Raw genomic sequence first — 19,056 nt, 5'->3', positions numbered from 1 at the left:
CGTCCTGGCGGTGCCGTCGTCCCGATCCTCCCGCGCGGCGCGGGACGACGCCCGTCCCGCCGGACCCGGCGCTGACACACTGGTGCTCGTGCAGCACGGCGACCACGAGACCGACCAGGACCCCGCAGCGCAGGCGCTCGCGCGGAGCGTCGCGGCGCTCCGCCGCGCGGCCGAGCACGCGGACCGCTGGTGGTACCTCGCGAGCGGGCGCGAGCTCGACGGGCGCGCCTACGCGTGGGCGTGCGTGCCGCTCGCGGGCGAGGTGGTCGCCGTCCGACAGGTCGTGGGGCTGGAGGACGGGTCGTGGCGCCGGTACGCGTACGACGAGGTCGTCGAGGACGACGCAGGGTTCCTCACCGACCAGCCGTTCGACGACGCCGACCTCGCCGGGACGGGCGACGTCCACCCGCTCGACGCGGCGGAGTTCGCCGCCCTCTGGGCGCGCGCGGGGACCGCCGGGGCCTGAGCCCGCCCCGCACCCGCCGTCAGGACGACGACGCCGGCCCGACGTCCACGGTCTCGTGCCGCTTCTGGCGCGCGAACCGCGCGGGGAGGTCGGGGCCGTCCCAGACCTGGATCGCGCGCCAGATCGACGCCGCGATGGGCACGGCGAGCACGGCGCCCGTGAGGCCCGCGAGCACGGTGCCCGCGGTGAGGGCGATGAGGATCACGAGCGGGTGCAGGCGCAGCGTGCGGCCCATGACGACCGGCTGGAGCAGGTCGCCCTCGAGCTGGTTCACCGCGATGACGATCACGACGACGACGAGCGCCTCGACCGGCCCGACGGCGACGAGCGCGACGAGCGCGCACAGGACGCCCGCGAGCGTGGCCCCCACGAGCGGGATGAACGCGAGCAGGAACACGAGCACGGACAGCGGGAGGACGAGCGGCACCCCGACGATCGCGAGGCCGATGCCGATCGCGACGGCGTCCACCGCGGCGACGATCGCCGTCCCGCGCACGTAGCCGCCGAGCGTGCGGACCGTCGTCTCGCCGATGCGCTGCCCGCGCGCGTACCGGGCGCCCTCGAACGGACGCAGCAGGAACTCCCAGATGGCCGGGCCGTCCTTGAGGAAGAAGAACAGCACGACGATCATCACGAAGAACCCGGCGACGAAGTCGACCGTCTGGGAGGCGCCCGCGAGCGCCCCGGCGCCGACCGCGTCGGACTGGAGCAGGCCGACGAGCGAGTCGCGCACCGACGCGATCTGCTCCTCGGTGATGTCGAACGGCAGGTTCTGCACGTACGTCTGGAGCTCGTCGAAGCCCTCGACGGCCTGGTCGCGCAGCTCCGGCCACTGCTTGACGACCGCCGCCGCGACGAGCCACACCACCACGCCGAGCACGACGACGAGCGCGAGCAGCGCGACGACCGTCGCGAGGAACGACGGCACGCCCTTGCGCCGAAGCAGGCCGACGAGCGGCGAGATCGCCGCGGCGAGCACGAGCGCGATGAGGACGGGGATGACGATGAGCGTCAGCCGCGTCACCGCGAACACCGCGACGGCGACGAGCGCGACCAGGGCGAGCACCTGCACCGAGCGCGTGCCCGCGCGACCGAGGCCGTCCGACCAGAGCGCGGACACCCCCGCCGGCCGCGCGGGCTCGACGGAGTCGTCCCTTTCCGTCGCGGCGTCCGACTCCCCGGCAGGGGCGCGCTCCGCGACGGCGACCCGCTCCGCGGCGGGAGCCTCCTCGGTGCGCTCGTCCGCCCGCTTGCCCGACCGCCGTCTGCCCAGACCCATCCCGCTCCCTCTCTCGCCGCACGTGTGACGGCCAGGGTGCCACGATCGGGCGTCACCCGCCGGGTGCCGGGACGGGGCGCCCCGTAGGGTGCGAGGCATGGCGTCCCGCATCAGCGAGCTGGTCCTCGACTGCGCCGACCCGGAGCTGCTCGCGCGGTTCTGGTGCGGCGTGCTCGGCTACGTCGAGCTCGACCGCGAGGAGGACGGCTCGATCGAGATCGGCCCGCCGGGCGTCGGGTTCGGCGGCCCCCAGCCGACCCTGATCCTCAGCCCGAGCACCGACCCGCGCGCGGGCAAGCTCCCGCTGCACCTCGACGTGAACCCGACCGACCGCGACCAGGACGCCGAGCTCGAACGACTCCTCGGCCTCGGCGCGCGGCCCGCGGACGTCGGCCAGACGGGCGACGAGCCGTGGCACGTCCTCGCCGACCCCGAGGGGAACGAGTTCTGCCTGCTCCGCCGCCGGCTCGACCCCTGAGCGATCAGGTGGCCTGCGGGCCGGACGCCCGGACGGCGAGGTCCTGCGTGCCCACGACCCCGAGCAGCCGGATCCGGTCCGCCGCCTGCGTACCCGGCGCCGCCGTGAGCACGAGGAGCACCTGCAGCTGGTCCTCCGTGACGAGCGCCTGGCAGTCGACCTCGATCTCCCCCACCACCGGGTGCACGAGCGTCTTGTGGTCCACGAACCGGCGCGCGACCTCCTGCCGGTCCCAGAGCGCCACGAACTCCGGGCTCGTGCGGGACAGGACCCGCACCAGCTCGCCCGCGCGCGACGACGCACCCAGCACCGCGACGGCCGACCGCAGGCTCGCGACGAGCGCGCGGCCCTGCCGGTCCCGGTCGTCGGCCGGGTAGATCGCCCGCGCCGTCGTCGGGTGGGCGAACCACCGGTAGATCTCGCTGCGGTCCCACCCCGTGTACGCGGACGCGTCGCCGTAGAGCGCGCGCGCCAGGTCGTTCTGCGCGAGCGTCTGCGCGAGCGGGTCGAGGATCAGGGCAGGGGTGTCGCCCAGGCGGTCGAGCACGCGCTGCAACGCCGGGGCCACGTGCCCGGGATCGGTCGCCCGGTCGGGGACCCCGTGCCCGGCGACCCGGTAGAGGTGGTCGCGCTCGTCGTCGGACAGGCGCAGCGCCCGCGCGATCGACGCGAGCATCTGCGTGCTCGGCTGCGGCCCGCGCTGCTGCTCCAGGCGCGTGTAGTAGTCCGTCGACATCAGCGCGAGCTGCGCCACCTCCTCGCGGCGCAGGCCCGGTGCCCGACGGCGCAGCCCGGCCGGGAGGCCCACGTCGCCCGGCTGCAGGGTCTCCCGGCGACGGCGGAGGAAGTCGGCGAGCGCGGCGCGGTCCATGCGCCCATCGTCCGGGGTGCGCGGCGCCCGTGCCAGGGATCGCCGGTCCCCCGTCCACCGGACTCTGCCGCGGCGCGCGCCGGGCGCCCAGGATCGAGGCATGGACATCAGGAACAGCACCGTCTTCATCCCTGGCGCGACGAGCGGCATCGGGCTCGCGCTCGCCGTCGCGCTCCACGAGCAGGGCAGCACCGTCGTCGTCGGCGGGCGCCGCGCCGAGCTCCTGGAGCGGATCGCCGCCGAGCACCCCGGCCTCGACACCGTGCGCATCGACACCACCGACCCCGAGAGCATCGCCACCGCGGCGAAGGAGGTGCTCGACCGTCACCCCGAGCTCGACACCCTCGTCACCATGGCCGGCATCATGCGCACCGAGGACTGGCACCACCCCGAGGGCTTCCTCGACACCGCCGAGGAGACGATCACGACCAACGTGCTCGGGCCGATCCGGCTCGTCGGCGCGTTCGTCGAGCACCTGCAGACCCGGCCGCGCGCGACGATCGTCACCGTGTCGTCCGGGCTGGCGTTCGCGCCGCTCGCGGCCACGCCGACGTACGACGCGTCGAAGGCCGCGATCCACATGCTCAGCGAGGCGCTGCGGCTCCAGCTCGCCGACACGAGCGTCGACGTCGTCGAGCTCGTCCCGCCGTCGGTGGCGACCGACCTCATGCCGCGTCAGCGCGAGAGCGCGATCGCCATGCCGCTCGACGAGTTCGTCACCGAGGTCGTCGACCTGCTGCGCACGCAGCCCGACGCGCACGAGATCCTCGTCGAGCGCGTGAAGCTCCTCCGGTTCGGCGAGGCGCGCGGCGACTACGACGACGTCGTGCGGACCCTCAACGCGTCTGACCCGCACGGTCGCTGAGCGGGCTCGTCCGTGGCGGCGCAGGACGGAGAGGACGGCGCGGGAGCCCGGCTCAGGGGGTTGTGCCTGCGGGTCGGGACGCGAAGAGGTCGAGCCCGAGAGCGCGCGACAGGAGCGCGCCCGCGCGGCGACCGCGCACCGAGTTCCCCGCGTCGTCGAGCCGCGGGGAGAACGCCGCCACCGCGCCCTTTCCCGGCGACATCATGACGATGCCTCCGGAGATGCCGCTCTTGGCCGGCACCCCGACCTCGAAGAGCCACTCGCCCGACCTCTCGTACATCCCCGTCGAAGCCACCACGCTGAGCGCGTCCCGAGCCATGCCCGCCTCGACCACGCGCTCGCCGGTCGACGGGTTGACACCGCCGTTGGTGAGCGTGGCGCCCATCATGGCGAGGTCGTGGGCGTCGACGCGCAGCGCGCACTGCCGGGTGTAGAGGTCGACGACGGCCGCCGCGTCACCGTGCAGGCGCCCGTGGCTCGCGAGCAGCGAGGCGAGCCCTTCGTTGTGCTGGCTCGTCCGGGACTCGGACCGGTAGACCTCCTCGTCGACGTCGAGGGCGCGCCCGGCGAACCGTGACAGACCGTGCACGAGGAAGTCCCACCGGGCGTCGTCCGTGTCACCGGGAACCAGACCCGTCGTCGCGAGCGCGCCCGCGTTGACCATCGGGTTCATCGGGTGCCCCTCGCCGTGCTCGATGGCCAGGACCGAGTCGAACGGCACGCCCGTGTTGTCGACGCCCACGCGCTCCAGGACGGCGTCGTGCCCGATCTCCTGGCAGACGAGCGCGTACACGAACGCCTTCGAGATCGACTGGATCGAGAACCGGTGGCGCACGTCGCCGCGCGCGTGCTCCGTCCCCGCCGTGTCGGTGAAGACCACACCGAACAGGTCCGGCTCCGCGCCCGCGAGCGCGGGCACGTCCTCGATGACCGCCCCCTCGTCGAGGTCGCGGAAGCGTTCGTACGCGTCGTCGAGCGCGGCCTCGACGACGTCGTGCCCGGGCAGAGAACCGGTGGAGATCCACGGGTCGGGGTGATGGCTCATCCCTCGTGACGCTACCCGCGGCCTGCGCGGCTCGCCCAGGAGGTCAGAACAGCGGCCACGGCACGGCGGGCATGTCGCCCTCCGGTGCGGGGAACCGTGCCGTGCGCAGCAGCCGGTCGCAGCGCTCCGCGAGGGCGGCCACCTCGTCGGGCGCGAGGAGCTCGCGCAGACGGTAGGCGAGGTCACCGTCGACGCCCGCACGCACGCGCTCGACCCCGGCGAGCTCGTCGTCGGCGAGCGGCTCGCCGAGCCAGCCCCAGAGCACCGTGCGGAGCTTGGGCTCGACGTGGAACGTGACGCCGTGGTCGACGCCGGCGCGCCGCCCGTCCGCCAGCGGCAGCACGTGCCCGCCCTTGCGGTCGGCGTTGTTCACGACGGCGTCGAGCACGGCCATGCGGCGCAGCGCCGGCGAGTCCTCGTGCACGACGCTGACCGGGCGGTCCTCCTCGTCGACGCCCTCCAGCACCGTCCGGACCCCGTCGCGCGGGACCTCGTCGGTGGGCACGACGTCGACGGGCGACTGCGTCGAGTCCACGTCCTGCCAGAGCTGCACCATGCCCGGACCGAGCGGCCCGTCGCGCAGCCACGTGCGCGGCACGACCCCCCAGCCGAACGCCTCCGACACGAGGTACGCGGCGACCTCGCGACCCGCGAGCGTGCCGTCCGGGAAGTCCCACAGCGGCTTCTCCCCTGCCACCGGCTTGTACACGACCGAGAGGTCGCCCAGGCGGGCGAGGAACGTCGCGTTCGACGCGGTCCGGATGCGCCCGACGACGTCGAGCGGCATCTCGGTCAGGGCGGCGTCGGGCGGGGTGCCGGCAGGGTCGAGACCGGACGGCGCGGCGGCGTCGTCGCGCGGGGTCGTCACGCCTCGTCGGGCAGCGCGCACTCGTGCCCGTCGGGGTCGACCGGCCGGCCGCACCGCGGGCACAGGGGGCGCCCCGCGCTCACGACGGCGCGCGTGCGCTGCGCGAACGCGCGCGCCGTCCCCACCGGCATCTTGACCAGGAGCGACTCCGCGGGCTCCGGCTCGTCCGCCTCGGGGTCGAGGTCGTCGTCGTCCACGAGCGGGAACGCCTCGACGATGACCTGCGCCGTCCGAGGGTCCCACGCGAGGCGCATCGCGCCCGTGCGGAACTCCTCCTCGACCGGGAGGTCCAGGGGGTCGTCGTCGACGAGCTCGGCCGGGACGTCGGCGGGGACGCTGTACCGGTTGTCGGGCTCCTCCATGAGCTCGTCCAGCAGGCGCTGGATCGTGTCCGCCAGGACGGCGGACTGCTCCTTCTCGAGCGCGACGCTCGTCGTCCGGGTGCCTTCGCGCGCCTGCAGGTAGAACGTGCGGGAGCCGGGCAACCCGACGGTCCCCACGACGACGCGGTCCGGCCAGTCGTACTCGTGGACGAGAGTCGGCATGCCCTCACTCTACGAGCGCACGGCCCGTCCGCACGGGACGGCCACGGGTCGGACGCCGGACGCTCCGGCTACCGCGCGCCGTCGGCCTGGCCCGGCCCGGCCCCACCGCCGACGGGCGCGTCCCCCGCGGGCGCCGCGCCGCGCAGCCAGGAGAGGTCGCCCGCGTCGGTGTTCAGCGCCACGGCCTCCGGACGGTGCGGCCCGTACCGGACGACGGAGATCGACGCCGGGCCGACGACGATGCGCTGGAAGAGGTCAAGGTGCACCCCCAGCGCGTCGGCGAGCACGGACTTGATGACGTCGCCGTGCGAGACCGCCGCCCACACCGCGTCCGCGCCGTGGCGGGCGGCGACCTCGGCGTCGTGCCGCCGGACCGCCTCGACGCCCCGGGCCTGCATCGCGGCCAGCGACTCGCCGCCCGGGAAGACGGCCGCCGACGGCTGCGTCTGCACGACCGACCACAGCGGCTCCTGGGCGAGGTCCTTGAGCGCACGACCCTGCCACTGCCCGTAGTCGCACTCGGTGATCCCGTGCTCGGTCACCGTCTCCAGGTCGTCCGCCTGGTGGTCGAGCACGGCTTGCGCGGTCTGCCGGCACCGCTCCAGCGGGCTGGTGACGACCCGCGCGAGCAGCACGCCCGCGATGCGCTCGGCCGCCCGGGCCGCCTGGTCGCGCCCGACCGCGTCGAGCGCGACGCCGTCGGCGCGCCCGGCGAGGATGCCGCTCGCGTTCGCGGTGGTGCGGCCATGACGGACGAGCAGGACGGTCGGCATGCCCCGAGCGTAGGTGACCGCCGGCTCTCAGCTCGCGGCGGTGGCGTCCGCTGACGCCGTGTCCTGGGTCTGGATGACCCGCGGGACGAGCCGGTCGGGCAGGGGCGCCATGCCCGGTCCGCCCGCGCGGATCCAGCAGTGCAGGGCGTCGGTGAGCTCGTCGCCCGCGAGCTGCTCGAACCAGGTAGGACCGGCGGCACGGGCGGCGGGCACCGGCCTGACCACGACGACGTCCCCGCGCTCGCACTCGTCGAGGCAGTCCACGACGGTCAGGCGCGCGTCCCCGGTCTCGGCGATCCGGCGCAGCCGGTCGAGCTGCCCACCCGGACGGGTGTCGGTCGCGGCCAGCGTCTCCCCCGCGCAGAGCCCGCACGCGGTGATGCCGGGGACCGTGCGCGCGGGGCGCGGACGCCGTTCCCGGTCGTCGGTGGGGGTCGTCGCCGTCACGCGTCGACGCCCTGCTGACGAACGTGGCGACGAGCCTGGTGCCGAGCCGTCGTCGGCTCGCGCTCGCCGCACTGCCCCGGGGAGGTCATGCGTGCCCTGCTTCCTCTCGTGACGTGGCGAGCCGGTCGCTCGCAAGCGATACCCCGCAAGGGTATATCGGCCCTCCACGGTCAGCCCACCCCGTGACCCGCCTCGTGAGAGCAGGGGTGAGCACGGTGTCGGGTCCTTCGGCCTGGGCCCGCGGGGCGCGCGCACGTCAGACGCGTGCGACGGCGCGCCCCGCGGGGCGGGATCACCTCGAGGTGAGCAGGTCTGCCATGGTGGAGATCTCCGCCTGCTGGGTCTCGACGATCTCCTGCGCCATCGCGACCGCGTCCGCGTTCTCTCCCTCGGCGACCTCGGTCTGCGCCATCTCGACCGCACCCTCGTGGTGGACGATCATCTGCTCGAGGAAGAGCTTCCCCGCCTCCGCGCCCTGCGCGACGTCCAGGGCCTCCATGTCCTCCTCGCTCATCATCCCGTCCATCGACCCGTGGCCCATGGCCTCGTGGTCCATGCCGCCGGGCTCCTCCATCGGAGAGCCCCACTCCTCCAGCCACGTGGTCAGCTGCTCGATCTCGGGCCCCTGGGCGCCCTTGATCTGGTTCGCCAGGTCTGTGATCGCAGGGTCGACGCCGTCCTTGGCCAGGATGACGTCGGACATCTCGATCGCCTGCTCGTGGTGGGGGATCATCATCTGGGCGAACATCACGTCCTGGTCGTTGAACGTGGCGCCCTCCGCCGCGCCGTCCTGCTCCTCGGCACCGGTCGTGGCGGACGACGCCGCCCCGCTCCCGGGCTCGTCGTCGTTCGAGCACGCCGCGAGGCTCGCGACGGTCGCCAGCGCGATCGCCGGAACCAGCACTCTCGTGAACTCCATGGGGAAAGACCTCTCGTCTCGGTACTCAGGAACCACACGCGCCCCGGTGCGGGGCGTATCGGTCGACGCAGGGCGCGCCGACGGCGTGTGGTTCCTACGTCCGAGAGATGCCGAGGAGGTGCAGCGACGGCGCGAGGCCGAGGAAGGGCTGAGCGCGCCCCGGTTCGACGAGGCGGGACCAGACGGGGGTGAGGCGTGCCAGGAGGCCGCGCCCGGGGCGCACGAGGGCGAGCAGCACGACCAGCACCATGAGGCACATGGCCGAGGCCATCTCGTGCCCGCCGCAGTCGAGGCAGCCACCCTGCTGGTGGTGCCCGGGGCCGTCGTCGGCCGCCGGTGCACCCGCGGGGTGGCTCGTCTCGGCGATGACCGCCGCAGGCCCGACGTGGGCCGTCGACGAACCACTCATCGCGTGCATCGTCACGACGCCGAGAAGCAGCGCAGCGATCAGCAGGGCACCCGAAAGCCCTCGCCGGCGCCCGGCGAGCAGCGAACGGAGTGCGGCCATGGGGTGCATGTCGCCGCCACCCTAGCAAGCGACCATCGGGTCGGGACTGCCCCAAGATCGGTTGACTCCTGATCGGCGGGGACCGTGCTCTTCACCGGAAGGATGTCGCTCGTGCCAGCCCCATCCCGCTGAATTCCGCCGAGACGTGGTCGTCGCAGCCAGTTAGTGCGGCTCGATTGCGTAGATCGACAAGGGTGAGGCCGCCTGGTTGCTAGACGACATAGCAGAAGCAGTCGCCGAAAGCAAAAAACAGGCCAGAGGAGTATTCCTCTGGCCTGTTTCTCTTGTCGGGCTGACAGGATTTGAACCTGCGACCCCCTGACCCCCAGTCAGGTGCGCTACCAAGCTGCGCCACAGCCCGTGGCTGGATCACCGAGCCAGATCCGACCTGATCGGACCCCGTGAAGCCTCGGATACTCTACCCCATCCGCGACGCCTCCAGCGCACCGTTTGCCCCGGTCGGGGCTGTGCGGTCGGTCTCGCCGGAGGTCGCCGCGGCGTCCTGCTCCCCCGTCGGCAGGTGCGCGCGCCACGCGCTCGCCACGATCACCAGGCAGACCGCGGCGATGACCAGGCCGCCGAGGAACATCTGCGCGTACGTCCACCGCACGGACAGCGCCGCGAGCGCCACGGGCACGCAGAACCCGATGTAGGTGAGCGAGTAGTAGACGGCCGTCAGACCGGCGAGGTCGTCGGGCGTCGCGATGCGCTGGACCTCGCTGAGCCCCGCGACGAGCGCGAGCCCGTAGCCGGCCCCGAGCACCATTGCGGCGACGAGCGCCGTCGGGAGGTCGAGCCGCGCCGAGGCGTAGGCGCCGAAGCCCATGCCGACGACGACGATGGACATGGCCACGACGGACGCCCGCGCGCTGTGCCGGGTGTCGATGAGGCGGCCGAGCACCTGGATGCCCACCCCGCAGCCGAGGCCGAGCACCGTCATCAGCCCGGAGAACGCGATGGGCGCGCTGCCTGCGCTGGCGGACACCAGGCCCGGCAGGACGGCGTAGGCGCTGCCGGCGCACCCGAACACCCAGGGCGCCACGGGCACGACGACACGCAGGAACCGCCGGTGCGCGACCGCCGGCACGCGCAGGTCGTCGCGCAGCCGGCCCCGGGCCCCGCCGTCGGGCACGGCACGCGTCTCCGGGACACCGAGCAGCCAGACGCCGGTCGCGACCGCGAGCGCCGCGTGCAGCAGGTAGGCGGTGTGCGTGGGCCAGGGCGCCCACTGGGCGAGCACCGCCGCGACGCCGGCCCCGACGAGGAAGCCCAGCGTGAGGGCGAGGCCCGCGCGTCGGGCGCCGGAGCCGCCGTCGGGCACGCCGGACGCCCGGGCGGCCGCGTCGCTGAGCTCCTTGACCCAGGTGGTGCCGACGGCCATGACGAGGCCCAGCGCGACGCCGCACAGGACGCGCCCCGTCGCGAGCAGGGCAGCGGACGACTCCCCCGCCGCGAGCACGAGGGACCCGACGAGCGCGATCGGCGCCGCGGGCAGGAGCAGCGGCCGGCGCCCGTACCGGTCGGAGAGCGGCCCGCCGAGCAGGAGCGCGGGGACGATCCCGAGCACGTACGCGGCGAGCAGCGCGTCGACGGTCACCGCGGAGAAGTGCCCGACCTCCCGGTACATGACGAGCAGGGGCGTGAACTCGTTGCCGCCCCACGCGACGGCGAACATCACCGCCGCGACGGCGAGCCACGCCCGCGGCCCGACGGCGGCACTCGCCCCCGGCGCGGAGGCCTCGCTCGTGGGGCCCGAGGCAGCCGCGCTCACAGGCCGGCCCTCGCGTCCTCGAGGTGGCGCTGGACGCGGCGCTTGTAGGTGCGGGTGTCGCGCACCTCGAGCGCGTCGACGAGCGCGCGGTGCCCGGCGACGAACGTCGTCGCGCGGCCCGGGTCCCACCGGACGCTGTGCGCGACCATCCGCTGCTGGCGCTCGCGCAGGCTCACGAAGAACGTGGTGAGCAGCGCGTTGCCGCCGGCCGCGACGATCTCCTGGTGGAACCGCGCGTCGAGGGTCGCGTACTCCGCGACGTCCCCGTCGGCGACGGCGGCCTCCTGGGCGGTGACGAGGTCACGCAGGAGCGCGACGAGGGTGGCGAGCTCGGCGTCGGGCAGGCGGACGACGGACTGGGCGGCGTGGGTCTCGACGAGCAGGCGCGCGTCGAGGACGTCGTCGGCCTCGCCGGGCGCGACCGGTACCACGAGCGCGCCGCGCTTCGGGTAGAGCCGCAGCAGGCCCTCCGCCTCCAGGCGCAGGAATGCCTCCCGGACCGGTGTGCGGCTCACACCGAGCTGTTCGGCGATCTCGCCCTCGCTCGTCATGGAGCCGCCGGGCAGGCTCCCGTCGAGGACGAGGGACTTCACGTGCCGGTACGCCTGCTCCGTAGCAGAAGCGCTGGTGATGCGGGGCATAGATACATGATGCATCTATCGTGTGCACGACATCGCCCGCAACCGCTCTGCGGGGCCGTGCGGTTCGACACACCGAGCGCCGAACCCTCAAGTGATAGTTGACGCCGCCCGTTACTTACAGTTTCGCCGAAACTGTAAGTAAGGTGACGTCATGGAAGCAGTTCAGGCGCTCGCTGTGCCAGCGGTAGCTCACGTGAGCCACTACTGGACAGCAGAGAACGACGGCCTTTCGACGCGTGCGCAGGTGGCGGCTGGCTCGGGACCCTACGAGTCCACCATCCCGACCGCCATCGCCGACTACTCCCCCGTACTGACGCCGCAGCAGTCCGCCGACGCCGAGGAAGCAGCCGCCGCTCTCGCACGCTTCGACTCGTACGCCAGCGCAACGCTCGGGCCGGACAACCCCACCCTGGGTCCGATGTCCTCGATCCTGCTGCGCACCGAGTCCGCTTCCTCGTCGCAGATCGAGAACCTCACGGTCGGCGCCAAGCAGCTCGCGCTCGCCGAGATCGACCAGACGACGAGCACCAACGCACGCACCGTCGTCGCGAACGTCCGGGCCATGCAAGCCGCGATCGACCTCGCCGACCGGCTCGACGAGGCCTCGATCCTCACGATGCACCGCGAGCTCCTCGCCGGGCAGCCCGGATGGGAGGAGCACGCGGGGCGTTACCGAGGCACTCTGGTCTGGGTCGGCTCGTCGAGCATCAGCCCGAGAGGCGCGACCCACGTCGGGCCCCAGCCCGAGCTCGTCCCTGGAGCGATGGCGGACCTCATGGCCTTCGTTCGCCGGGAGGACCTTCCCGTCCTCGTCCAGACCGCCGTCGCGCACGCGCAGCTCGAGACGATCCACCCGTTCACGGACGGCAACGGTCGCACCGGCCGGGCCCTCGTGCACGCCATGCTGCGCTCGAAGGGCCTCACACGGAACACCATCGCCCCGGTCTCCGCGGGCCTCCTCATCGACACCGAGGCCTACTTCGACGCGCTCACCGCGTTCCGCGCCGGTGACGCCTGGCCGATCGTCGAGCAGCTCTCCCGCGCGAGCCGGTTCGCCGCGACGGCCGGAGCGCGGCTCGTCGACGACCTCGCGGGACAGGTCGCCACAGCGCGGGAACAGCTTTCCGGGCTGCGGCCCCAGGCCTCCGCCTGGAGCGTCGTGCCGCACCTCGTGGCCCATCCGGTGATCAACGCGGCGTTCCTCCGCGACCACCTCGGGTTCAGTGACGTCACCGCCCAGCGAGCGCTGAGCCAGCTCGCCGATGCGGGTGTCCTCCGCGAGCGCAGCGGCCTCCGGCGCAACCGGGTCTGGCAGCACGAGGGGATCCTCGCCGTCCTGGACCTGTTCGCCCAGCGGATCCGGCGCAGCTGACGACGCCTGGAGGTCCCGGCGGGTGCCGACTACGTCCACTCGTCCGGTACGACGCCCTCCGACGGCCCCGTGCCGTCCCGCAGCGCCGCGTCGAGCCGTCGGACCAGCTCGCCGACGCGACCGCCGCCGCCCGGCGCGGGCGGGTAGCGACGCAGCACGGCGACGACCTCGGGCGTCGCGAGCGCCCGCGCGGTGTCGAGCCACCCGCTCGCGACGCTCTCGCCGGACCCGTCCACGCCCGCGGCGAGCGCGGCGGCGTGCGCCGCGTGGGCGGCGGAGCCGAGGACGTGCTTGACCTGGTGGGCGTCGGCGATCGGGTGCAGGTACGCGGCGCCGGCCGCCGCCATCGCGGCCCGGGCGGCCTCGGCGGCGGCGGGGTCGCCCGCCTCCTTCGCCGCGCGCAGGGCCGCCCAGGCGGTGTCGCGCAGCGCCTTGCCGCGCGCGCCACCGAAGGCGAACGCGCGGGCCGCGTCGACCGCCTCGCGGGGGCGTGCGTCGTCGGGCCGGACCGCCTCGACGAGCTCCAGGGCCGGCTCCGCGCACCGGGCCGCGTACCCCGTGACCGCCCGCAGATCCTCGATGCTCACCTCGACCGCAGCCGCCGTCGTCGTCACCGCTCGCTCCTCGCTCTCGCGCGCTCCCGTCCGCGCCAGGACGCGGAACGCCCTACGAGCACCGTACCGAGCCGGGCACCCTCACGTCCCGACCCACGACCCGGCCCGCGGCGCACACGACGGCTCACACGACCGGCCCGGCGCCCCGCGCGACCTGGAGCACCCGCGCGACGCCGGGCTCGTCGGGGTCGTCGGTGATGTCGCGCCCGTCGAGCCAGCACCCGACGACGTGCGCGAGCTCGCCGGGGTGGCTGAAGTTCATGGCGTGCGGGGCGCCCTCGATCGCGGCGACGGTCACGTGCGGGGGCGCGAGCGCCCCGACCTCGCGCACGCGCCACGGCGGCGGCATGAGCGGGTCGCGCGTGCCGAGGACGGCGAGCGTCGGCACGGGGACGCGCAGCACGCGTTCGAGCGAGGGGAACCGGGCGAGCTCGGCGAAGAGCTGGAGCGCGTTGACCGGCCCGAAGCGCACGTAGTCGGGCACCGCGACGCGCGCCATGCGCGGGCTCTCGCGCACGGCGTCACGCGCGAGCTGGGTGAGCGCGCGCCCGAACGGCTGGTTGTGCACGCCGCCCGCGGGCGAGGCGAGCACGACGCCGGCGACGCGGTCGGGGGTGGCGTGCGCGACCTCGAGGCTGACGGGGCCGCCCATGGAGTTGCCCAGCAGGACCACACGGTCGAGCCCGAGCGCGTCGAGCGTCGACAGGAGCGCCCACGCGAGGGCGGGGATGCCGAGCGGGTGGCCCCACTCTTCGCTGCGCCCGTACCCGGGCAGGTCCGGCACGACGGCGGTCGCGCGGTGGGCGAGACGCTCGGCCGTCGGGAGGAGGTAGGTGCCGGAGATGGCGAAGCCGTGCACGTGCACGATCGGCACGGCACCCGCGACCTCGGGGCCGGAGCGCACGAAGACCTCGCGGCCCTCGACGGTGACGTGGCGCGACGTCCACCCCTCTGCGGCCATGCCGCGATCCTCCCAGCGCACCGTGCCGACCTCGGCCGCGCGGGTGGCGGAGCACCCGCGACGGGTGAGGCGCCGGGACGACCCGGGCGGCGAGCATGGACGCCGGACGGGGGTCGACGTGGAGCAGAGCACGGGTCGCACCGAGGGTCGGCCGACGGCGGCCGACCGGCGCCTCGCGCTGCTCCTGGCCGCCGCGATGTTCGTGCTCGTGGTCGACACGTCGTTCATGAACGTGTCGATCTCCGCCGTCGTGCGCGACCTGGGCACGACCGTGAGCGGCGTCCAGACGGCGATCGCGCTCGAGGCGCTCGTGTCGGCGTCGTTCATCCTCGTGGGCAGCAAGGTCGGCGACCTCGTGGGCCGGCGGCGCGCGTACGTCGTCGGGCTGCTCGCGTACGGGGCGGGCGCGGTGGCGATGACGCTCGCACAGAGCCTCGTGGCGGTCGTGATCTTCTGGTCGGTGATCGGCGGGCTCGGGGCCGCGCTGCTGCTGCCGGCGATGCAGTCGCTCGTGCACGGCAACTTCGAGGGCTCCGCGCGCAAGGCGGTCTACGCGCTCGTGGGCGCGGCGGCGTCGATCGCGGCGGCGGTGGGGCCGCTGCTCGGGGGCGTCATCACGACGACGCTGTCGTGGCGCGTGGCGTTCGGGCTCGAGGCCGTGGTGATCGTCGTCGTCCTCGTGGGCGTGCGCCTCGTGCGCGACGTCCCGTACACGGGCGACCGCGCGGTGGACGTCGTCGGGACGGTCCTGTCCGTCGTCGGGATGGGCGGCGTGGTGCTGGGCGTGCTCGTGTGGCAGGAGGGCGGGGAGGCGGTCGGGGCCCTCGTCCTCGTCGGCGCGCTGGGTCTCGTAGGCCTCGCGTGGTGGCTCGTGCGCCGCGCGCGGGCCGGGCGGACGACGCTCGTCGACCCCGGGCTGTTCCGCTCGCCCGCGTTCCGGGTCGGGGTGTCGCAGCAGCTCCTGCAGCAGGTCGCGCTCGGCGGGGCGATGATCGCGCTGCCGATCTTCCTGCAGATGGCGCTCGGGTACGACGCGCTGCTCGCGGGCCTCTCGCTCGCCCCGCTGTCGCTGACGATGTTCGCCGCCGCCCTCGTCGCGGGCAAGCGCCCTGGCCGACGACGCCCGGCGACCCGTGTGCTCGCCGGCTTCCTCCTGCTCGTCGTGGGCATGGTGGCGCTCGTCGTCGTGGTGCCGAGGGCGTCGTCGGGCTGGTGGCTCGCGCTGCCGCTCGTCGTGGCGGGCGCCGGGCTGGGGCTCCTGGTCTCCCAGCTCAACGCGTACACGCTGTCCCCCGTGCCCGAGGAGCGCGCGAGCGAGGCCGCGGGCGTGAGCTCGGCCGCGGGGTCGTTCGGCCTCTCGCTCGGCCTCGCCGTCGCAGGCGCGGTCATGCTCGCGTCGCTCGCGGCGGGGTTCACGGCGCGGGCCGAGGCGAGCGACGTGCTGCCCCCGGACGACAAGGAGCAGGTCGCCCGGGTGCTCGAGGACGACGCCGAGATCATGAGCGACGCCCAGCTCCTCGAGCTCCTCGCCGACGAGCCGCCCGCGGTGCGCGCCGAGGTCGTGGCCATCAACGACGACGTGCGCGCGCGGGCGCTGCAGGTCGCGCTCCTCGTGCCGCTCGTCGCGGGGCTCCTCGGCGTCGTCGCGGCGCTGCGCATGCGCCGCCTGCCGGACCCCGAGACACGTGAGGACGAGCCGCCGGTCCTCGGCTGACCTGCGTCGTCGGGATCGTGACCGGACCGATACCCGGTTCGTTGCTCGTGCTAACCGTCGCGAAACGCCGGGGAAACAGCGGCTTGTGAGCATCGCTGACGGCAGGGGGCCCCACCACACGACCGCCGGTCGCGCCGTACCTCCGCGCGCCCGGAGGAAGGACCGCTCGCCCATGACCCGTCCCGTCCCCCGCAGACGGCTCCGCGCCCGCGCCGCCCTCGTCGGCGGTCTCGCGGTCGCCGCGGCGGCCCTCGCCGCCCCCGCGCACGCCGCACCGTCCGTCACCCAGGTCTCCCTCACGGCGCCCGCGTCGGTCGAGGTCGGCGCGGAGATCACCGTCACGGTCGCCGCGACCGGCGCCGGCGACCTCTACGCCTACGACCTCGCCGTCGCCTACGACCCCGACCTCGTCGAGCTCGTGGACGGTTCCGTCGTCACCCCGGACGGCGGCTTCGCCGACGCGACCGACGACGCGGCCGGGACGGTCGCCGTCACGCACACGCGGCTCGGTACCTCCCCCGGCCTCGAGGGCGACGTCACCCTCGCGACCCTGACGTTCACCGCCGTGTCCGACGGCGCGGCCGCCTTCGCCGTCCCGACCGCCACGCTCGTCGGCGCCGACGCCGAGACGGCCACGCTCACCGACGCCGCGAGCGCCACGACGACCGTCACCGCGGTCGACGTCCCGCCCACGCAGGAGCCGACGGACGGGCCCACCACGCCGCCGGTCGACGACGGCGGCACCACGACCCCCGGGGACGACGGCGCGTCCGACTCGTCGTCGTCCCCGTCCGGGTCCACCTCGGGCGGCGCGCTCGCGTCGACCGGGGCGAGCGTCGCCTGGTTCGCCGGGGCCGCGCTCCTCGCGGTCGCCGTCGGCACGGGCATCCTGCTCGCGCGGCGTCGGGCGGCCACGCGATGACCGGCCCGCTGCCCCGCCCCGACCTCTCGCCCGCGCACCGCGCGCCCGTCCCCTCGAAGGAGCCGTCCGTGACCACGACCCACCGGCGCGCCGCCACCGGCGGGCTCGCCGCCCTGACGATCGGCGGCCTCGTCCTCGGCGTCACGACGGCGCCCGCCGCGACCGGCGCCCCCGCCACGGAGAGCGCGCCGCTCCTCGCCCCCTACTGGACCGAGCTCGATCTCACGGGCGACCGGCAGGTCACGACCGACGACCTCGCGGTCGTCGCCGGGGCGCTCGGCGCGACGTCGGCGGACGCGGTCTGGGACGACGTCGCGCCCGCCGACACGGACGGCGACGGCACGATCACGGTGACCGACCTCGCCGCCGTCTCGCAGCGCATGGTCTACGACGACGGCCCGTTCGAGCTCGTCGAGGCGTCCGTGCTCGACATGCAGGCCGCGATGAACGCGGGCACGACGACGTCGGTCGCGATCACCCAGGAGTACCTCGACCGGATCGCGGCGTACGACACGACGCTCGTCGACACGGGCGCGGGCGGGCGGCCGCTGCACTCGATCATCAGCACGAGCGACGTCGCGCTGGAGGCCGCCGCGCGCGCCGACGCGGTCCGCGCGACGGACGGCATGACGAGCCTGCTGCTCGGCGTGCCCGTCGCGGTGAAGGACAACTACGACACGACGGACATGCCCACCACGGGCGGCTGCGGCTGCTGGGACGACAACCGGACGACGACCGACGCGACGATGGTCGAGGGCCTGCGCGCCGACGGCGCGGTGATCCTCGCGAAGGCCAGCCTGGACGAGTTCGCGTTCGGGTTCGCGTCGGAGTTCTCGTCCTTCCAGGGCGCAGGGACGAGCACGCTCGTCGCGAGCCCGTACGTGACGAGCCGCACGGCCGGCGGGTCCAGCGGCGGCACGGGGGCGGCCGTCGCGGCGAACCTCGCCGGGCTCGGCCTCGGCACGGACACGGGCGGGTCGATCCGCGTCCCGTCGTCGTACAACCAGCTCGTCGGCGTGCGCCCGACGGTCGGTCTCGCGAGCCGCGACGGCATCATCCCGCTCGCGCTGAGCCAGGACACGGGCGGCCCCATGGCGCGGAGCGTCCTCGACGCGGCGGTCGCGCTCGACGCCGTCGCCGGGGTCGACGCCGCCGACCCGGTGACGTCGCGCCAGGAGGGCGAGGTCCCGGCGTCGTACACGCAGTACCTCGACGAGGGCGCGCTCGACGGCGCCCGCATCGGCTACGTGCCGTCGATGCTCGGCTCCAACGCGGCGACCCTGCGCCTGTGGGCCCAGACCCGCGCGACGCTCGAGTCGCTCGGCGCGACCGTCGTCGAGGTCACGCCGCCCACCACGTGGTCGCCGGTCCTGCCGAACGGTTTCGCGAGCGTCCTCTCCGAGGGGTCGGGCTCGACGAACGAGTTCAAGCACGACCTCGACGCGTACGTCGCGACCCACCTCGCCCCGCAGGTCGAGGCCCGCACGCTCCAGGGGATCGTCGACTCGGGCCGCTACGTGCCGTCCCGCCGCAGCACGTACGTCTCGCGCGACGCGGTCACCGAGGAGACGTACCAGGCGTGGGCAGGGCCCGAGGGGTCGCACACGAAGGTCCTCGCCGAGGGCAAGGTGCTCGTCACGACGATGCTCGACGACGGCGACCTCGACGCGCTCGTCTACCCGAGCGCCAACCCGTACGGGACGATCGGGACCAACCTGCGGCTCAGCCCGAACACCGGGCTGCCCGCCGTGACCGTCCCGGTCGGCCAGGCGGTCGCGACCGACGGCACCGTCACCGGCGGCGGCGTCAACCTCGAGCTGCTCGGCCGCGACTTCGACGAGGGCCCGCTGCTCGGCCTCGCGTACGCGCTCGAGCAGGCCACGCAGGCCCGCACCTCCCCCGCGCTCTACGGCCCGCTCGGCTGAGCGGCCCACCACCGCCGACGGCGGCCGTCCCCTCCCGGGGGGCGGCCGCCGTCGTGCGTCGGGAGAGGTCGC

Annotated in this window: 20 protein-coding genes and 1 tRNA gene; 7 read left to right on the top strand and 14 right to left on the bottom strand. The window is 74.5% G+C overall.

Annotation, left to right across the window (positions count from 1 at the left end; all coding sequences use genetic code 11):
- The first annotated feature begins 88 nt into the window (after positions 1-88).
- A complete protein-coding gene (locus tag ABIE39_RS03285; protein ID WP_175008507.1) occupies positions 89-466 on the top strand; it encodes a hypothetical protein in 378 nt (125 codons plus the stop codon).
- 19 nt (positions 467-485) lie between these two features.
- Here the strand turns inward: ABIE39_RS03285 and ABIE39_RS03280 are convergent, their stop codons facing one another.
- Complete coding sequence (locus tag ABIE39_RS03280) at positions 486-1,745, bottom strand: AI-2E family transporter (protein ID WP_354050426.1); 1,260 nt, start codon at positions 1,743-1,745, stop codon at positions 486-488.
- Positions 1,746-1,842: 97 nt separating this feature from the next.
- Here ABIE39_RS03280 and ABIE39_RS03275 point away from each other — a divergent pair, with 97 nt between their 5' ends.
- Positions 1,843-2,223 (top strand): VOC family protein, encoded by a 381-nt coding sequence (locus tag ABIE39_RS03275; protein ID WP_175008505.1) that lies wholly within the window; start codon positions 1,843-1,845, stop codon positions 2,221-2,223.
- Positions 2,224-2,227: 4 nt separating this feature from the next.
- On the opposite strand, the gene ABIE39_RS03270 is transcribed toward ABIE39_RS03275, so the two are convergent.
- Positions 2,228-3,094, bottom strand: coding sequence for a helix-turn-helix transcriptional regulator (locus ABIE39_RS03270; RefSeq protein WP_354050424.1), 867 nt, complete (start codon positions 3,092-3,094; stop codon positions 2,228-2,230).
- A 100-nt stretch (positions 3,095-3,194) separates the two neighbouring features.
- Here ABIE39_RS03270 and ABIE39_RS03265 point away from each other — a divergent pair, with 100 nt between their 5' ends.
- Positions 3,195-3,959, top strand: a complete 765-nt coding sequence (locus tag ABIE39_RS03265; RefSeq protein ID WP_175008503.1) for an SDR family NAD(P)-dependent oxidoreductase — start codon at positions 3,195-3,197, stop codon at positions 3,957-3,959.
- A gap of 52 nt (positions 3,960-4,011) precedes the next feature.
- On the opposite strand, the gene glsA is transcribed toward ABIE39_RS03265, so the two are convergent.
- The 10 genes from glsA to ABIE39_RS03215 form a co-directional block, all read right to left on the bottom strand.
- Positions 4,012-5,004, bottom strand: coding sequence for a glutaminase A (gene glsA, locus ABIE39_RS03260; protein ID WP_354050422.1), 993 nt, complete (start codon positions 5,002-5,004; stop codon positions 4,012-4,014).
- A gap of 43 nt (positions 5,005-5,047) precedes the next feature.
- Positions 5,048-5,791, bottom strand: a complete 744-nt coding sequence (locus ABIE39_RS03255; RefSeq protein WP_354050616.1) for an SCO1664 family protein — start codon at positions 5,789-5,791, stop codon at positions 5,048-5,050.
- Positions 5,792-5,868: 77 nt separating this feature from the next.
- Complete coding sequence (locus tag ABIE39_RS03250) at positions 5,869-6,417, bottom strand: DUF3090 domain-containing protein (protein WP_354050420.1); 549 nt, start codon at positions 6,415-6,417, stop codon at positions 5,869-5,871.
- Between the two features lie 68 nt (positions 6,418-6,485).
- Positions 6,486-7,190: an MSMEG_4193 family putative phosphomutase gene (locus ABIE39_RS03245; RefSeq protein WP_354050419.1), complete on the bottom strand. Its 705-nt coding sequence runs from the start codon at positions 7,188-7,190 to the stop codon at positions 6,486-6,488.
- A gap of 27 nt (positions 7,191-7,217) precedes the next feature.
- Positions 7,218-7,637 carry a hypothetical protein gene (locus tag ABIE39_RS03240; RefSeq protein WP_074806588.1) on the bottom strand — a complete coding sequence of 140 codons (420 nt, stop codon included), beginning with the start codon at positions 7,635-7,637 and terminating at the stop codon, positions 7,218-7,220.
- Positions 7,638-7,929: 292 nt separating this feature from the next.
- Entirely contained in the window at positions 7,930-8,556 is a 627-nt protein-coding gene (locus ABIE39_RS03235) for a DUF305 domain-containing protein (protein WP_354050417.1), read from the bottom strand.
- A 94-nt stretch (positions 8,557-8,650) separates the two neighbouring features.
- Positions 8,651-9,064 carry a hypothetical protein gene (locus ABIE39_RS03230; protein WP_354050415.1) on the bottom strand — a complete coding sequence of 138 codons (414 nt, stop codon included), beginning with the start codon at positions 9,062-9,064 and terminating at the stop codon, positions 8,651-8,653.
- A 287-nt stretch (positions 9,065-9,351) separates the two neighbouring features.
- Positions 9,352-9,425, bottom strand: a tRNA-Pro gene (locus tag ABIE39_RS03225).
- A 57-nt stretch (positions 9,426-9,482) separates the two neighbouring features.
- A complete protein-coding gene (locus ABIE39_RS03220; RefSeq protein WP_354050413.1) occupies positions 9,483-10,835 on the bottom strand; it encodes an MFS transporter in 1,353 nt (450 codons plus the stop codon).
- Positions 10,832-11,476, bottom strand: coding sequence for a GntR family transcriptional regulator (locus ABIE39_RS03215; RefSeq protein ID WP_354050411.1), 645 nt, complete (start codon positions 11,474-11,476; stop codon positions 10,832-10,834). The genes ABIE39_RS03220 and ABIE39_RS03215 overlap by 4 nt, the downstream gene beginning before the upstream one ends.
- 244 nt (positions 11,477-11,720) lie before the next feature.
- On the opposite strand from ABIE39_RS03215, the gene ABIE39_RS03210 reads away from it, so the two are divergent.
- Positions 11,721-12,848, top strand: a complete 1,128-nt coding sequence (locus ABIE39_RS03210; RefSeq protein ID WP_354050409.1) for a Fic family protein — start codon at positions 11,721-11,723, stop codon at positions 12,846-12,848.
- Between the two features lie 29 nt (positions 12,849-12,877).
- On the opposite strand, the gene ABIE39_RS03205 is transcribed toward ABIE39_RS03210, so the two are convergent.
- Together ABIE39_RS03205 and ABIE39_RS03200 are read right to left on the bottom strand one after the other, a co-directional pair.
- The gene (locus ABIE39_RS03205; protein ID WP_175008495.1) at positions 12,878-13,462 is read right to left on the bottom strand and encodes a putative immunity protein; all 585 of its coding nucleotides are present in this window, start codon (positions 13,460-13,462) and stop codon (positions 12,878-12,880) included.
- Positions 13,463-13,586: 124 nt separating this feature from the next.
- Entirely contained in the window at positions 13,587-14,423 is an 837-nt protein-coding gene (locus tag ABIE39_RS03200; RefSeq protein ID WP_354050407.1) for an alpha/beta fold hydrolase, read from the bottom strand.
- A gap of 196 nt (positions 14,424-14,619) precedes the next feature.
- Between ABIE39_RS03200 and ABIE39_RS03195 the strand changes: the two genes are divergently transcribed.
- The 3 genes from ABIE39_RS03195 to ABIE39_RS03185 all read left to right on the top strand — a co-directional run bounded on the left by ABIE39_RS03195 (position 14,620) and on the right by ABIE39_RS03185 (position 18,984).
- Positions 14,620-16,137 (top strand): MFS transporter, encoded by a 1,518-nt coding sequence (locus tag ABIE39_RS03195; protein ID WP_175008677.1) that lies wholly within the window; start codon positions 14,620-14,622, stop codon positions 16,135-16,137.
- A gap of 172 nt (positions 16,138-16,309) precedes the next feature.
- The gene (locus ABIE39_RS03190) at positions 16,310-17,059 is read left to right on the top strand and encodes a cohesin domain-containing protein (RefSeq protein WP_354050405.1); all 750 of its coding nucleotides are present in this window, start codon (positions 16,310-16,312) and stop codon (positions 17,057-17,059) included.
- A gap of 68 nt (positions 17,060-17,127) precedes the next feature.
- Complete coding sequence (locus ABIE39_RS03185) at positions 17,128-18,984, top strand: amidase family protein (RefSeq protein WP_354050403.1); 1,857 nt, start codon at positions 17,128-17,130, stop codon at positions 18,982-18,984.
- Positions 18,985-19,056 lie beyond the last annotated feature (72 nt).

The organism is Cellulosimicrobium sp. 4261, assembly GCF_040546915.1.
Lineage (GTDB): Bacteria > Actinomycetota > Actinomycetes > Actinomycetales > Cellulomonadaceae > Cellulosimicrobium > Cellulosimicrobium cinnabarinum.
Note: the sequence above shows the minus strand (reverse complement) of the source record. Positions and strands in the feature narration are given on the sequence as shown.